Here is a 15498-nt window from a genome sequence, read left to right as displayed (position 1 = left end):
GACGCATATTATGGCACCTACAACCGAGCTGGTTTACGACGTATTTGTCTCCGGCACCCTGCCTCAAACAGGACGAGGGACACTTCCCAACGGTGACCCCCGCATCTGGTCCCCGCTGTCCTCCACGCTGATCTCCGGACAGGAAAACGCGGTGCTGGTTGACCCGCCCATGACGGTTGACCAGACAACGAGGGTCGGGGACTGGATTGAAGCATCAGGGAAGACACTTAGCCACATCTACATCACCCACGGCCACGGCGACCACTGGTTCGGCGCAGGTCCCCTGGCCGAGCGGTTTCCGGGGGTTACAGTACTGGCAACCCCGGGCACGCTCCAGGAAATGGCCATGCACGGCTCTCCGGAGTTCCGTTCCTCCTTCTGGGACTCGATCTTCCCGGACCAGATTCCGCCCACCACAACAGTGACCCAGCCAGTGGACAATGGGTCGTTTGAACTTGAGGGTCATGAACTGCAGATCATTGAAGTGGGCCATACCGACACTGACAACACCACCATGCTGTTCGTTCCCTCCATCGGTCTCCTGGTAGCCGGGGACGCCGTCTATAACGGGGTCCACCCCTACCTGACTGAGTCCCAGGACGGGGGTCTTGAAGCCTGGCTGCGGGCGATTGACATCGCGGAGAACCTTGAGCCGAAGTTCGTTGTGGCCGGGCACAAGAATCCCGCATTGCCGGATCTGCCCGGTCAGATCCAAGAGACCCGCAAGTACCTTTTGGACGCATCAAAGCTCCTGGCCGAGGAACCAACGCCGGAGGAGTTCTTCTCCGCAATGCTTGCGCTTCATCCTGACCGCATAAACCCGGGTGCGTTGTGGGGTGCGGCCATGAAATTGCTCAGTTGACCAGCACCGGTGCCCGCGATGGGGCGTTTGCGACGGCTTCGGAAGCGCGGTCGCCCGATCTCGTCACTGAATCACCGCCAAAGCCTCCGTCGCACCCCTTCAACCTGTTTGCCATTCCCCTGGGCATCACGGGGCTGGGAGGCACCTGGCAGGCAGCCCGCCTGCCACTTCATGCCCCCGCGTGGCCAGCGGAGGTCTTTTACGGGATCAGTGCCGCTATCTGGTCCGTCCTGCTTATCCGGTACCTGGCAAAAAGTTTCCGATACGGGTCCGAGGGACACTTCGACAAAGAACTGAGGCACCCCGGAAACGGTCCGTCAGCGTCCTTCATTCCCTTGGTGGGCATCCTCCTGAGCAGTCACTACATCGAATACAACAAGGTGTTCTGGTCCGTGCTGTGCCTGTTCTTCGTCATCGCTCTCACGCTCCTCGGAGCAAGGCTTCTGGTCCACTGGGTGACCGGAGGAGTGACCCTGGAATGGGTCCACCCTGGTTACCTGCTTCCCGTTGCCGCAGGTCCCTTCATCGCCAGCATCGGCTTCTCCACCATGGGTTGGCCCCAAGCGGCGATCGCCGCGTGGGGAACCGGTGCTTTTTTCTGGCTGGTGATCGGAACGGTGGTGACGGTGCGCTTCATGGCGGGGATTGAGATGCCGGACGATTTGAAGCCCGTCTTGGCCGGGTATGTGGCCGCCCCCGCAACGGCCTGCGTTGCCTGGATAGTCATCCGCCCGGAGGGTTCCGGAATCATCCAGGCAGGACTCACGGGAATCCTCTTCATGATGATTCTGATGCAGGTGCTTCTGATCCCCCAGTACGCCAGTCTGCCGTTTTCACTGACGTTCTGGATCTTCACCTTCCCGGTGTCAACGTCGGCGAACTACGGCATCCGGTGGCTCAGGACCGTCGACGTCGCCGGAGCGGAACTCATCTCCTGGACCCTCTTGGGCCTTGCCACGGCTTTTGTCCTTGGTACCGGAATACGGACGCTCATTTACGGTTCGCCAGCCAAGAAGCCGCGCTGACGCTTCCGCGCGGCCGTGACCACAGCAAGTCCGCGCGGAGGCGCCCAAGTGGATGTTCGACGTCGGACGCTTGAGTTGCGGCAAACGGTTGCGGCGTGCAGGGGCGACAAGGAAGGACCTTCGGGTGGAGCGGGACTTGTAGAGAGTCCAGCTCCACTCGGAGGTCCTTTCCGCGTTAAGTGCACTCGTCAGTAGGGCATGACGGCCGCACGGGTAATCGAGCCCCGCCGGGAAATGCAACTGCACCCCGTGCTGCAGTCACCGAACCTTCCCTCCGGCTGACACTGCAAACAGCGGAGCCACCTTGCTCCGGAGCAGGAGCAAGGTGGCTCGAATTGGGACTCTTTATCGCTGGCGTCCGGTGACCCTGTGGCGATCAGGGCCGTAGATGAGGGCCGCCTTATGAATCGGAACGTGAACGGCGTGTGGTCATCGCCCTGACTGCACCCACGGCCGCAGCTCCCGCCAGGAGCGGAATGGCCAGGGCGAAGAAGATCTGGTCCACGCCCCATCCTGCGCCCAGCATCACGCCACCCAGCAGACCGCTGACGATGGAGCCGGCCTTGCCGAAGCTGTCCATCCATGACACGCCGGTTGCGCGGGCTTCAGTGGGGAAAACCGACGTGCTCAGTGCGTTCATACCGCTGTTGGCACCCACCAGCACAACGCCGATGGTGAAGCCCAGAACCAGCAGCAGGGGCAAGGTCAGGTTGACTGATGCCAGGATCCAGGCCGCTCCGGCGGCCAGCATGAAGGCGGCACCGAGGGATAGGTATTTGCCCAGCTTTTCCATGGCAAAACCGATAGCCAAGGCTCCGATCACACCGCCGATGCCGAACATCGACACCACATTGCCTGTGCCCGCAGCATCGATATTAAGTTGCTTGACGATCAGCGGCAGGTAGTTCAGGAACATATAAACCACTGCGGCGCAGATGAAGTAGCAAAGCCAGATGAGCAGCGATACCACCACAAGTTTCTTGGACAGTACCGCCCTGACACCTCCAACCGGCTTGGCGGCGCCAGCCTGCGGTGCGCCCGTCAGATCCACTGTGTTCATGTCAAAACCCGGGATGATGGCACTCAGTACCTTCGTCACGTTTTCTCTCCGGCCTCCCCTTCGAATCATAAACACCGTTGATTCCGGAAGGCCCCACACCAGTGCGGGCAGGAGAATCAATGCCAGGACTGTTCCGGTTCCGAGCAGCCACTGCCAGCCCAGGGTGGGAAGAATGGTGGATGCCAGGAAGCCGGTGATGACTGTCCCCAGCGGGAAACCGGTGAACGTGATGGCCACAATGGCGGCCTTCCGCTTTTCAGGCGCGAACTCGGCTACGAGCGTGATGACCAGGGGCATGACAGCTCCGAGGAACAGGCATGCCACCACCCGGAAGATTCCCAACATCAGGTCGTTTTGTGCCAGCGCGCCGCCTAAGGTGGCCAGCCCGAATCCTGCCGTGCCTACGATAATCGGGAGCCTTCGGCCGATCTGGTCCGATAGCGGGCCGGCAACCATGGAACCGACAGTAAGCCCCACAACTCCCAGCGTCACCATGGTGGTAACAGTGGCCAGCGAGGTACCCCACTGGGTGACTATTTGTGGGTAAATGAATCCCCACAGGCCGATTTCAACTCCTTCCAGGGTCATGGTCAGGAACCCGAGAAGGATGATTACGCGCCTCCTGTTGCCAAGCGGCGCTTCATTGAGTATTTCCTGAACGGTCAAGCGGGAGGATCCCGGGGTCCGGAGGCCGGTCGTCTTTGACGCCTCGTTGGCAATTGCCATGTTGTTCGCCTTTCTAATGCACGCCGTCGTTGGCGTGCGTGAGCTGATGCGAAGCTCGTAGTGCTCGTGGATCGGGGCACGCAGTCTTCCATGGGCGATTGCCGTCTAGGTTGTTCACTTGCGCCTTGCTCATGGCAACCGAACCCTCAAGTGTGATCGGGGACACAAGGTGAACTCTGCGATTGAAAGAAGCTTAAGCTATACAGCTCTTTCAAGCAATGGCTCTTCGGCACTCAATCTGCTGGCCTTGCCGTCCGGGAGATCGCCTCGACCCGCAGCGCCTTCAGCCAGTCACTAATCACGCTCCAGGACTCTTCCCAGCCGCCGTCGAGCATCATGTCATGTCCGATCCCGGCGAGTTCCCGCACATCGGCGCCGTAGCGCCGTGCGGTTGCGCGCGCTGACCGCACTGGCACCATTCGGTCGTGCTTGCTGTAGACGGACAGAAGTGGATATTCAGACTTCATCCTCGCCGGAAGGTGGAAAAGCAGCTGGTACTGGACCCAAGGCGACTCGCCGCAAAGGGATCGGGAAATCTCCCCCGCCTCTTCAGTGCCCATTCGCTCGAACAACATGTCCGACGGCAGCCGAATGCTTCGACCCGCGAGAAACCGCATCGCTTGCCAGGGATGGCTTCTCAGCACCGACAAGACCGTTCCGAAGGCCGGGCCGGAAGTGATGGAGCCAACAAGCACGCCCGCAGTCACCTTCGCCGGCTGCAGCGCCAACACCCGCTGCACCACCAGGCCACCGAGCGAGTGACCAACCAAGACGAGCTCATCAGCATCGACAGTCTCGACCGCTCGAAGGACGTCTTCAACATAATCCTTCAGCCGCGCCGAGCGGAGCCTTCCTCCGCTGCCGCCGTGACCCCGGAGCGAGACCGCGTACGCCGCATAGCCATCCTCGGAAGCTGCGTGCATCCAGTTGCGCCAGCAGGTGGCGTCATGGCCGAGGCCATGCACAAAGAGAAAAGCAAAACGGGGTCGGACCCCGCCCGGAGGGCCGGACGCGAGAATCTCGAGTTGAACATTGCTACCGGGGTTAAACATCATCGTTTCCACAGCAGCTGAACCTATCAGAGAGTGACAGAAGTAACAATGGTTTGCATATTTCGACGGCGTGCTGCTGGGGGCTATGGCATGATCAGCACCGCTCCATGAGCGACGTCGGCATATCGCACCTCTCGGGCGCTTCCCTGCCAGCAAGCAAAAATGCTCGACCGGAATACCCGGCCGAGCATTTTGCCCCAATTGTTAGTGATTCCCGAGCCGCCGGCGATATCGCCCTCGCGCGGGTCAGCGGGTCATGAGTCAATGCTCTCTACATGAGCCGCGGAGCGGACGCGTGGTGGGCTGATCCAACTGAGTCGCAGTTGATGCCGTTCTGAGCCCTCAAAACGGCATCAAGTGCTACTTAGATGGGCCAGCGCAGCGTTAGTTGCCCTGGGCCAGTGGCGCGAGCCGGTACCCAACGCCGCGCACAGTCTCGAGCCAGCGCGGGTTCTGGATGCTGTCGCCAAGTTTCTTGCGCAGGTTGCCCATATGCACCTCAACGGCGCGTTCATCGGCGTCGCTGACGTAGCTGCCGACATCGTAGGGTTCATTGCGGAGACGCCGCGCCAGATCGGCCTTGGTCCGCACAATCCTGCCGGTCTCCAGGAGCGCAAGCAGGAGGTCGAACTCGGTGCGTGTTAGCCTCAGCTCCTTGCCGTTCAAGACTGCTGTGCGGGAACCGACCGAAACGGCGAGGCCGTTGTGGGTCATTTCCGGATCTGTTTCTTCCACGGCGGCCTTGGACTCCGACGACGCGCGGGGCCTCCTCATCATGGCCTCGACGCGGGCCCGGAGTTCGCGGGGCCGGAACGGCTTGGTGAGGTAATCATCGCCCCCGGCCTCCAGGCCCATGAGGGTATCCAGCTCCTCAGCACGGGCCGTGAGCATGATGATGTAAGCGTCCGAGGATTTCCGGATCTGGCGGGCCACCTCGAAACCATCGATGTCCGGGAGGCCCAGGTCCAGGGTAATAACGTCTGGATTCAGTTCGCGGGCTGACGTGACGCCGGCGGATCCAGTGGACGCAACGTGGACGTCAAACCCCGCTTGGGAAAGGACCACGCGCACCAATTCGCGAATATCCTGGTCATCTTCAATGACCAGCCCCACACGTACTTCACTCATCGCTGCCCCTCAGCCCCTTCGATAACCCTTCGAAGTATAACCATTATGGTTAGGCTGATCTCATGAACCGAACTTCTTCTGCATTCCCGGTGGTTGTGTCATGACCCACCCAACCACCTGGGATCTTGGCCAGAAGAAGAAACTCCTTGTTTTTCAGCGCTCTTTCCACGAACACACGCTGCGCATGAGGGTGGTACTAAGCCAATTGCCGCTGTCCGTCTGCGTGTGCATTTCGGCGATTCTGGTGTGGCTGTTTTTCCCGGCCACTCTCGAGAATCCCTTATTCCTCGTCTTCCTGCTGAGCCAGGCATTCCTGTTGGCGGTGTGCATCATTGTGCCCTGGCACCGGCTGCCTTTTCCCAGCTTCCTGGTGATACCCATCCTGGACATGGTCTCGATTTCCTTCGGAAGGGAGGGAGGGCAGGAAGCGCTCACGGGGCTCAGTGTGCTGGTGGTCCTTCCCGTCATTTGGCTGTGCGCGTCCGGCCTGTACCCAAGACTGGCCATTGCTTTGTCATTCGTGGGTCCGCTCTGCATCGTTTGGACACCTTTGTTCGTCAAGGGGACTTTGACAGAGCAGGACCTCACAAAGCCCCTGCTGTTCCCGATCCTGATCCTTGGCATCGGAGTTTCGGTGAGCGTGCTGACCCTGAGCATGGTGCGCCAGCAGCGGGCGTTGGAGCAAAAAGATGAGGAGCTAAAGAAAGCCCTGGACGTCACCACCAGGCAGGAGCGGCTCCTCAACACGGTCATGGAAGCCTTGCCGCTGGGTGTGGTGGCAGTGGACGGCGAAGGTCATGACATCCTCATGAACCGCCGCCAGCGCCAGACCCACTCCCTGGCAACACCTCCAGGCAATGACGATCCCAACGAATCCGAACTGCTCGTCTTCGATAAGGACAAGGCAACCCCGCTGCCCGCTGACCGCCGTCCAGTCAGGCGTGCGGTCCTGGGGGAAAGATTCACGGACCAGCTGGTGTGGCTTGGCTCCGGCGCAGACCAGCGCGCCTTCACCACAAGCGCCCGCCCCATGGTGGACGACGCCGGTAACTTCGCCGGCTCAGTTGTTGTTTTCAGCGACGTCACGGACTTGGTGAACGCCCTGGCCGCCAAGGACGACTTCGTCGCCAACGTCTCCCACGAATTCCGGACGCCGCTGACGTCCATACTTGGCTACGTGGAGCTTCTGCTGGATGATCCCCGCGCCCTGGACGCCTCCTCCCGGAGGCAACTCGATATCGTTCGGCGGAACGCCGAAAGGCTGCTTACCCTGGTGTCCGACTTGTTGGCCGTACGTTCAGGGCACATGATCATTCAGCCCCACACCGTGGACGTGGCGGAGCTGGTTCGGGGAAGCGTCAGCTCCGCCGGTCCCCGGGCTGCGAAAGCTGGCATCCGGTTGTCCATGGACGTCCCGGACTCCTTGGAAGCCCACGTGGACTCCTCGCGTATAGCCCAGGTCCTGGACAACCTGGTGTCAAACGCCATCAAGTACTCCCCCGAAGGCGCAGACGTGGAAGTGGCCGCGTGGGAAGACCAGGATTTTGTGTTCTGCCGTGTATCCGACACCGGCATGGGCATGACTGAAGAAGAGCAGGCAGAGGCCTTTACCAAGTTCTTCCGAGCTGGCGGCGTACGCAACAGCACCATTCCCGGCGTCGGGCTTGGACTGCCCATCAGCAAGGCGATCGTCGAAGCGCATGGCGGAACCATCACGCTGGAAAGCGAACCCGGCCGGGGCACAACCTTCCTGGTGAAGATGCCCGCCTGAGCGCTACCGCTTGGTTGCCGGCATTCCCGCCACTGCGGCATCACGACGGCGGCCAAAGAGGAAGTAGCTCACCGGCCCGAAGAAGTTGATGAACGAGACAGCGCGCCAGACAGCCTTCTTGCCCCTGATCCTGGAATCGGGGGTCTTGCCGATGCTCCGTTGCGCCGCACCGAGCAGGGCCATATTTACGGCTCCGCTGATGATGAGCATGATGCGTTGGCCTTTGCTCATATCGCGCCACGATTTCCTGCGAGCCATGATGCCTCCCTCGAAAATTTCCAAACGGACGTAGCTCTCAGGCTAGTCCGACGCCGACCGTCCCGCCACAGCCTGACGCACCACCTCGCCCCACGATTGTTCGGCGAGGTCGGCCACCGCTGCGAGGATTTCCGACGGCGGCAGGGACAGGTCCAACGGATACTCCACTATGTCGATGTCCGTGTTGAGGATCCTGCGCAGCTTCATCTCCCCTGGACCGGCGTAAACAAGCCATGCCGTGGGGACCCGCAGTGCTGTGCAGTACGCCAGCAACTGATAATGGTCAGCGTTCAATGAAGCGCCGGCGTCGCCTGCCGCGGTGTACTTGGAGTCGTATACCACCACGGGCCTCCCGCCCAGGAAGTGGACGGCATCGGGGCGAACCGTCAGCCGGTCCGTGTCCCGGACAGCCTCATTGAGCAGCGCTCCATATTGAAGCCGCATCTCCCCCGGGTACGCACCCATCGCATGGCGCAAAGCCGAGCCCACGAACTCCTCGAAGACCTGTGCCATGTCCACCACAAAGGAAGCCGTCTGCTGCTTCCCTTCCCCGGCCTCAGCCGAGGCATTGCGCAGGATAACCTCCGAGAGCCGCAGCACGGAGTGGTACCTGAGATTCATTCGGTTGGCCCGCCACGGCGGCAGCGGGGCTCCGGACTGAAGGCGCGTGACGGCGTCGAGCTTTCCCTTGAGCTGGCGCAAGCGGCTCAAGACGTCGGCCCGGACGCCGGGCACCTTCCCCATGCGTTCCAAGGCAGCGCGGAGGATGCGGTTCTCAGCGATGTCCTCGGTGAATTCGTCGTAGGACACTTCCAACGGCACCATCATCCCGGGCCTGCGGGAGATCTGGTCCGAGATGCGGATGCGGCCTTTCACGGTCCGGAGCGATTCATCGATGGTGAGGTAGCCCTGAAGGACGCCTCGGCTCAGCGCACGGTCAGCCAGCTGGGCCAGCGATTCGGCCAGGGCACTCCAGAGATCAGGGTGCTCAACTGCTTCCACGGAGTGGTCGCGGAAGCCTTGATCGCCCGCGTAGCTGAGGAGGAAAAGCAAGCGACTCAGGCCAAGCCGTTCCTTGGGGCGAACCTCGAGCTGGACTGTGGAAGTCCTTACCGAGCCGACTTTGCCGACGGGTTCGATCCTGTAGAGGCCCATGCCCATCGGTGACGCCTTGGCCAGTCCGCTGGCGTTGATGAACGCAGCAGTTGGGGGGTCCAGCTTGTCCACTACTCCGCGTGAGAGTTCGTCCATGACGATGTGCCGCGGACCTGTGTTGGCCGGACCTGTGTTGGCCGGGCTTGTGTTGGCTTGGCCCGTCTTTGCTGGGCCCGCGCTGGCTGGTGGCCGTCGCGGCCGCGGCGGGACGGCCTTAGCGGGCAGCAAGTCGTCCCAGCAATTGGTCCAGGCCGAAGCGTTCCTCAAGCTGCGCGCGGTTCAGTTGCCCGTGGTAGTGCTCCTCCAACAACGGCATGAGCTCGTACTTCCAGATCCTGCGAAGCCCTGTGGGGTTCTGGGCAGCGTTCTTCATGAAGTACGACGGCCCAATCATCAAGTCCCGGTCCCAATCATCGATGGCGTCATTGAGGGCGTCCAGGAGATCGGCATTGAGCGTGTCCAAGCCCCGGGCTTCAAGGAAGCGCCGCAGCGAGCCCCTGACCGGTTCCACCTTGGGATGCAGCTCGATGAACGCGAAACGACGCCGGATGGCGGCGTCCATCATGGCGATGGAACGGTCAGCTGTGTTCATGGTGCCGATGATGTAGAGGTTGTCCGGCAAGCTGAAAGGCTCGTTCGGGCTGTACTGCAGGTAGATGCGATCGTCACGATATTCGAGCAGGAAGTACAGCTCGCCGAACACCTTGGCCAGGTTGGCACGGTTCATTTCGTCGATGATCAGGAAGTACGGCTTGTGTGCGTTCTCCGGTTTGGCAGCTTCCTCAGCGAGCCGACGCAGGGGCCCGGCGACGAGCTTAAAGGAGACCTGGCCGTCGTCGGTCTTGTCCGGCCGGTAACCTTCAAAGAAATCCTCGTACGCGTACGACGGGTGGAACTGCACCAGCTTCACGCGTTCATCAGTGCTGTCGCCTGCGAGCTCGGCAGCGAGGTGCTTGGCAAGGTACGTTTTGCCGGTACCCGGCGGGCCATAAAGAACCAGTTGGCGGTTCTCTTCCAGCAGTTCTGCGATCTCCTTCAAGGGCTCGAGGTCCATGTGAAGGGACGCCGCGAACCCTTCCGTCAGGGGCCGGAAACCTTGCTGGACAACCTCGACGACGGCGGTGGGCGGCGCTTCATCCTCGCCATCGGTTTCGGCTTCTACCGGGAGGAGTTCCTGCAGGGCCTGAATAACCCTGGTGACATCCACGATGATGCCGGGCGTTGACAGTTGCCGCTGCGCGTGGCGTGGGAGTTCCGTGATGGCGTAACTGTCATCGAACCACCGGACCTTGCGGCGGATGCGCCGGTTGTCCTCATGGTGCTCGGGCTCGCCGAGGACCACGCCAACCCGGACGCGTCCGGCGTGCTGGTAGAGGGTGAGGTCCCCCGGCTTCATCACCGTCAGGAAGGCGAAGACCGCCGTCTTGGTGTCCTCGCGCTCCACATAGCCCAGGTGCTTGTAATCCTCGTCCACGGCATGCTGGACCACGCCTGCGGTTACTCCCGCAGAAAGCGAGCGGAGGTGCTCAACATCCAGTGTGGCCGTCTCTTCAGCCACCCAAGCGGCCAGCAGATCAGCGTTGTCGTGATGCGTCCGCAACAGCCAGGACCGGCGGCCGGGGTCTCCCACCTTCCGCCATTGGCTGACCAACTGCCGGGCGTACCAGTCGATGCGCTGGCCCGCTTGTTCGTCCAGGTGCAGCCGGATCCGGTGGACGTCCGCGGTGATGTCTTCCTCGGTATCGCCCTCGGCACCCCCAACGAGCGAGGCGAAAGCGTCACGAATCTCCCGGCGCTCCACGTCAGCCACCACGGGCTCGAAGTAGCTGGGCCACACCAAATACTCAATGCTGCGGCGCAGGGCTGGCTGGTCCTCCGGTGTTCCAACAGCAAGTTCGTGGAACTTTAAGGGGTCGGCCAGCGCCTGGTTGATGGTTTCCGTGCTTTGGCTGTCCACATGGGCCACGAAACGGCACAGCCACTTCAGGTGGTCCCAAATGGTCCAGTTGAACTCCGCGGTCCGGTCGCGGATCACCCCGTGGTCCGTCATGCCCTCGTAGAGCTGTTCCGGCAACTCGATGGGAGGTTCCACCCACGATGCCGCCTCGGCGACACGTGCTCGCTTGACCCTGAGGGACTTGACCTCATGGGCCAATGGCAGCGACTGCAGGAAGAGTAGTTCAACGGCCAGCAGCTTGGCTTCCCGGGACGCGCCGTCAAGGTTTTGCCGGAGGTTGGTCATCATGGGCGCTTTGGAATCTTCCACCCCGCGCTCCAGACGTTCGAGCAGCTCCCCGGCGGCGTCTGCCGTCCATGTCAGCGTGCGTCCATCCAGGGCTGAAGGTTTCCCTTGAAGTGCCGGGCCCAGCACATACCAAGCTGCGTCCTCGATCTCCTTGGAGATCCCGGGGGCGCGGTCAATGGCAGGCTTCACGGAGGGGGTCACCATGCCAACTTACCTTGTTTGACTTAGCCAAGCATCTGGATTTGGACACGCCTGACTCTGATTGAGTTGCGATGTTTGCGCACACATGGCTTGACGTGAGCCTGTCATTCCCATAGACCTGCAGTACCCGTAATATGCAGTGATCGGATCCAGACAATGGTGTGGACCTCCAACGCTTTACACCGGGCCCCGGCCCGCGTCCGGGGCCGGGACTTGTGAACAACAAACCTTCTGACAAAGGCCCAACGCGGCTCCGTAGGCACGCCCGGTTTCCACTGGCGGTGGTTGCGGCGGCGGTCCTGCTCGGCTGCTTCCAGTCTGGAGCAGCCACCACGGCGCCCTCAGCCATCCAGCAGATCCCCGCAAGCTCATCGACGGACGAGCCTTCTGGAGCCAACCGTTCCACGAATGACCCTACGATTCAGGCAACCCCCTCTTCAGCGGCGCCTCAATCTGCTCCCACGAACCCCTTGGGTGCGGCGCTGTGTCAACAAACTGTTCCGGGCTTCGGAGTAGTATCCACGGGCGGCGTCCCGTCAGACCTCCAACTCCGCAACGCTTCGACCATCATGGTGGCGGCGGACAAACTGGGGCTGCCACTTGATGCCCAAATCCTTGGCGTCCAAGCCGCGCTTGGAGAATCGTCTCTTGAGAGCAAGGACTTCGGCGACGCCGCCGGGCCGGACTCCCGCGGGCTGTTCCAGCAGCGCGCCAACGGGGCATGGGGCTCCTATGCCGACCGCATGGATCCGTTCGTTAGCGCAACCAGTTTCTTTCTCGCCCTGAAGGGCATCAAGGACTGGCAGCTTCTGCCCTCCAGTTTGGCAATCCACCAAGTACAGCGGAATCAAGATCCAGACCACTACACCAAGTACCGGGGATTGGCCCAGGAGATCGTGGGTTTCCTGAGCTCCCAGGTTCTTCCGGCAGCCAGCACTTGTTACAGCGGCGGCGGTTGGTGGCAACCATCAGTTGGTAGCGCTGCCCCTGGTCATGCACGGCCAGGAACGGGCACTTTGATGTCCCCGCTCCTGAACCTGCATCCAAGTTCACCTTTCGGGCCGCGCACCAGTCCGATCACTGGATCCCCCGGTGAATTTCATACAGGGCAGGACTTCGCCGCGGCCTGTGGCACACCGGTTCATGCTGCCGATGACGGCTACGTGCGCGAGGTGGGCTGGCATGCCTGGGGCGGAGGCAACCGGATTGAAATCGATCACGGCAACGGGCTGATCACTACGTACAACCACCTCCAGGCCAGTGCCGTGCGCAAAGGGCAGGTAGTGGAGGCCGGAGAAGTCATCGGATTGGTCGGCTCCACAGGTTGGTCGACGGGGTGCCACCTTCACTTTGAAACGATTGCGAATGGCGTCCTGGCGAACCCGTCCTCGTGGAGCCTGATTCCCCTGGATCATGAATCGTCGGTTGCTTTCCTCCAACTAACGAGCTTCTCGCCAACAGGAACGACGCCGATTGGCGAGGTACCGCAGTGGTCGCTCGGCCAATCGCTTGGCGAGCCGGCGACCCGGACCGCTGAGCCGGTTGCCACTCCAACTGCTACGCCCGCTCCAACTCCAACGGCTTCGCCCACGCCAACGCCAACACCAACCGCCACCGCCACCGCCACCGCCACCGCCACCGCAACGCCAACGCCAACCGCCACCCCAACACCAACCGCCACCCCCACGCCGACCCCAACACCAACCGCCACCCCAACACCAACCCCAACACCAACCGCTACCCCCACGCCCACATCGGAATCCACGCCGACGTTCAGTCCAACAACCACCGCTGCCCCCACCACAACCATCACGGCCACGCCGACCCCAACCATCACGGCCACGCCCACGCCGACCCCAACTCCATGAGCGTGGCCAACCTAGCCCGCAAGCAGAGGGAGAAGGGATGCGTCCTCCTGGGGTCCTGCTAGCTGGCCGCCGCGATGGGCTTTGCCACAAGTCATGCGGATGGGCCGGTCGTCCTGCCCGAGGGGTGAGGTCCGAAAACCTGCTCCAACAAATCGCCGGCCCCAGCGCCGTCCAAATGCCTAGTGCATTCCGAATTGGTAGTTGAAGGGCACAGCTTCGCCCGGACAGACTTCTTCCCAGAGCGCCGCTATCGCATCTTCCCCTTCGCGGAGATCCGGTATCTCCACCCCTGCCCGCAGGATGGCAGCAGCCTCGCCCGCCTTGCCGAGCCGGGCAAGTGCCAATGCCCTGAGGAACCTCAAACGCCCGACGGCGGCACCCTCCTTGGGTGCCCACTCCACCAGTTCCAGTGCTTGGGATGGGTCCTCGTGGCGGATGCTGAGTGTCACAGCCTCGGTAAGCAATGCGGTGTTGGACGGGTCCGCTTGAACTCCGTTCCGCAGTTGCTCAAGCCCCTCATGAACCGTTGCCTCATGATCCGTGCCCTCATCATCCGCACCCTCGGCCAGGAGTGCCAGCCCCAGTCCCCGATGCGCGAGCGCCATGGTCTCCGGCCGGACGCCCCCTGCAGCAAGCACCTCGCGATATGCTTCCTTGGCTCCTTCCAGTTCTTGCCGGGCATGCCTCATCGTGGCCACATGGAAGCGGGCCTCAGGACTCTCCTGTCCCTCAAGCAGCTCCTCCCAGTCAGTTCCGGCAACAAAGCTGGGCGCGCCGTCGAACGCTTTTCCCTTCAACAGTTCCAGCCACGGCTCCTGCTCCGCCGTCACGCTTTCCGCCACGAACGGCGTGCCGCTCTCATCGATCCAACGCTTGCCTGTCCTACGGCGCCGCGCCCGTTCCACCACACCCCAACCGCTGCCGTGGAGCAGCATTGTGGACGGCGGGACGTCGGCATCGCTGATGGCGGCGGGCAGCATGGCCTCCAGTTCTTCGTGGGGCAGCAGCTCTTCCAGGCGCTGGCCGGCATGGATCACGGCGGCATCCCAGTCCGCTTCGTGGGCAGTGCCCGGGTCCAGACGCCCGTTGCCATAGGCCTCCACCCAGGACCACTGCGCACCCGCCGGCATGATCAGGTGCTCGAACTGGGTTTGCGCCAACCCGGCCTGGATCTCGGCGTAGGGACCTGCGCCCGGGCTCAACCACTCCTGCCACCGCTTGCCTCCCTGGCCCTGTCCCCAGACAAAAAGCTTCTTTCCCCGAAGCCGACTGGTGGACAACATCGCCAGCCCGTCGCCGTCGTCGTCCGCAGCCACAACCCAGCGCCGTTCGGAAGGATCGATGTCAAAGAAGAAATCGGCGGCATGCGGGCTGTTGACCAACCACGTGCCGTCGTAGCCGTTGTGGTCCGTGGGCCGGACACGGGTGATGTCCGTGGCGTAGTCGCTGCCAAAAGCTTCGTCGGCGGGGGCGATCACGCGCGTGCGGTCGGTCTCCGGAATAGCCGCGTTGCTCCACCAATACATCGGAACGTCGTGGTCGTTGGGGTTGCGGATGCGCACTGCTGCGAAGAGCACCTCCGATTCTGCAGGCAACCATATGTCCACCTGGAAGACCACTTCCCGCAGCCGCTCGAACTCCCACACCCTCAGGATGTGCTTACCGTCCACGGTATGGACGATTGCAGTGTGCAGTGGATCGCAACTGGTGGGTGAGTGCCCTCGCGTGCCGATGTTCCACTCCAGGCCGCCCGCGAACCAGGCCTTTCGCAGCGCGATGTTGGCCAGCTGGGGCGCGCTGTGGGTGTGAAGGAGCTGCTTGCCCGCCACTTTGTCGAACAACTCCCAGATACGGCCGCCCAAGGACGGTATGACGGTCGCCCTGAGTTTGCTGTTCTCAAGCACGACGGCGGGCAGCTCCTTGGGTGCGGCCTCCCGGCTATAACCGTCCTGCATGAGATAGGGGTATACGTTGGGCACCACTCCGTACCTGGCCGCCGCTTGGAGTTCTTCCGGCACTCCCTCACCCACGGTATACGGCTGATCGAGTTCCGCAGCCACTACCGGCAAGGGGTTGAGGGGACCGATATCCGCCATGGTCAGGGAAATGGTGGTGACGGCGAGGTTGGACGTTGAAATGGCAGGCAT

Annotated in this window: 11 protein-coding genes; 4 read left to right on the top strand and 7 right to left on the bottom strand. The window is 62.1% G+C overall.

Features of this window, described 5'->3' with window-relative positions:
• Positions 1 to 10: 10 nt before the first annotated feature.
• Together ACZ5G6_RS05555 and ACZ5G6_RS05550 are read left to right on the top strand one after the other, a co-directional pair.
• On the top strand, positions 11 to 862 hold the full coding sequence (locus ACZ5G6_RS05555) for an MBL fold metallo-hydrolase (RefSeq protein ID WP_498689982.1): 852 nt from the start codon (positions 11 to 13) through the stop codon (positions 860 to 862).
• A complete protein-coding gene (locus ACZ5G6_RS05550; protein WP_498689980.1) occupies positions 859 to 1887 on the top strand; it encodes an SLAC1 family transporter in 1029 nt (342 codons plus the stop codon). Before ACZ5G6_RS05555 ends, ACZ5G6_RS05550 begins: the two co-directional genes overlap by 4 nt.
• A 400-nt stretch (positions 1888 to 2287) precedes the next feature.
• On the opposite strand, the gene ACZ5G6_RS05545 is transcribed toward ACZ5G6_RS05550, so the two are convergent.
• From ACZ5G6_RS05545 to ACZ5G6_RS05535, 3 genes are all read right to left on the bottom strand, one after another.
• Positions 2288 to 3673: an MFS transporter gene (locus ACZ5G6_RS05545; RefSeq protein WP_498689978.1), complete on the bottom strand. Its 1386-nt coding sequence runs from the start codon at positions 3671 to 3673 to the stop codon at positions 2288 to 2290.
• Positions 3674 to 3906: 233 nt separating this feature from the next.
• Positions 3907 to 4725: an alpha/beta hydrolase gene (locus tag ACZ5G6_RS05540; RefSeq protein WP_498691768.1), complete on the bottom strand. Its 819-nt coding sequence runs from the start codon at positions 4723 to 4725 to the stop codon at positions 3907 to 3909.
• 384 nt (positions 4726 to 5109) lie between these two features.
• Complete coding sequence (locus ACZ5G6_RS05535; protein ID WP_223936092.1) at positions 5110 to 5853, bottom strand: response regulator transcription factor; 744 nt, start codon at positions 5851 to 5853, stop codon at positions 5110 to 5112.
• Between the two features lie 100 nt (positions 5854 to 5953).
• On the opposite strand from ACZ5G6_RS05535, the gene ACZ5G6_RS05530 reads away from it, so the two are divergent.
• Positions 5954 to 7624 (top strand): sensor histidine kinase, encoded by a 1671-nt coding sequence (locus ACZ5G6_RS05530; protein ID WP_498689976.1) that lies wholly within the window; start codon positions 5954 to 5956, stop codon positions 7622 to 7624.
• Between the two features lie 3 nt (positions 7625 to 7627).
• Here the strand turns inward: ACZ5G6_RS05530 and ACZ5G6_RS05525 are convergent, their stop codons facing one another.
• The 3 genes from ACZ5G6_RS05525 to ACZ5G6_RS05515 form a co-directional block, all read right to left on the bottom strand.
• Entirely contained in the window at positions 7628 to 7882 is a 255-nt protein-coding gene (locus ACZ5G6_RS05525) for a PLDc N-terminal domain-containing protein (RefSeq protein ID WP_223936090.1), read from the bottom strand.
• A 42-nt stretch (positions 7883 to 7924) separates the two neighbouring features.
• Positions 7925 to 9133 (bottom strand): 5-methylcytosine restriction system specificity protein McrC, encoded by a 1209-nt coding sequence (locus ACZ5G6_RS05520; protein WP_498689973.1) that lies wholly within the window; start codon positions 9131 to 9133, stop codon positions 7925 to 7927.
• Positions 9134 to 9251: 118 nt separating this feature from the next.
• Positions 9252 to 11486 (bottom strand): McrB family protein, encoded by a 2235-nt coding sequence (locus ACZ5G6_RS05515; RefSeq protein WP_223936088.1) that lies wholly within the window; start codon positions 11484 to 11486, stop codon positions 9252 to 9254.
• A gap of 212 nt (positions 11487 to 11698) precedes the next feature.
• Between ACZ5G6_RS05515 and ACZ5G6_RS05510 the strand changes: the two genes are divergently transcribed.
• Entirely contained in the window at positions 11699 to 13351 is a 1653-nt protein-coding gene (locus tag ACZ5G6_RS05510) for a M23 family metallopeptidase (protein ID WP_498689971.1), read from the top strand.
• 179 nt (positions 13352 to 13530) lie between these two features.
• Here ACZ5G6_RS05510 and ACZ5G6_RS05505 read toward each other — a convergent pair whose 3' ends face one another.
• Positions 13531 to 15498 carry a DUF5107 domain-containing protein gene (locus tag ACZ5G6_RS05505; RefSeq protein ID WP_498689968.1) on the bottom strand — a complete coding sequence of 656 codons (1968 nt, stop codon included), beginning with the start codon at positions 15496 to 15498 and terminating at the stop codon, positions 13531 to 13533.

Source organism: Arthrobacter sp. TmtSoilC51 (assembly GCF_055388015.1).
This window is presented reverse-complemented; position numbering and strand designations above follow the sequence as displayed.

Coding starts and splice junctions, on each gene's coding strand:
- ACZ5G6_RS05525 (WP_223936090.1), bottom strand. CDS start 7,882: ATGGCTCGCAGGAAATCGTGGCGCGATATGAGCAAAGGCCAACGCATC.
- ACZ5G6_RS05555 (WP_498689982.1), top strand. CDS start 11: ATGGCACCTACAACCGAGCTGGTTTACGACGTATTTGTCTCCGGCACC.
- ACZ5G6_RS05505 (WP_498689968.1), bottom strand. CDS start 15,498: ATGCCTGCCATTTCAACGTCCAACCTCGCCGTCACCACCATTTCCCTG.
- ACZ5G6_RS05540 (WP_498691768.1), bottom strand. CDS start 4,725: ATGTTTAACCCCGGTAGCAATGTTCAACTCGAGATTCTCGCGTCCGGC.
- ACZ5G6_RS05535 (WP_223936092.1), bottom strand. CDS start 5,853: ATGAGTGAAGTACGTGTGGGGCTGGTCATTGAAGATGACCAGGATATT.
- ACZ5G6_RS05520 (WP_498689973.1), bottom strand. CDS start 9,133: ATGGACGAACTCTCACGCGGAGTAGTGGACAAGCTGGACCCCCCAACT.
- ACZ5G6_RS05530 (WP_498689976.1), top strand. CDS start 5,954: ATGACCCACCCAACCACCTGGGATCTTGGCCAGAAGAAGAAACTCCTT.
- ACZ5G6_RS05515 (WP_223936088.1), bottom strand. CDS start 11,486: ATGGTGACCCCCTCCGTGAAGCCTGCCATTGACCGCGCCCCCGGGATC.
- ACZ5G6_RS05545 (WP_498689978.1), bottom strand. CDS start 3,673: ATGGCAATTGCCAACGAGGCGTCAAAGACGACCGGCCTCCGGACCCCG.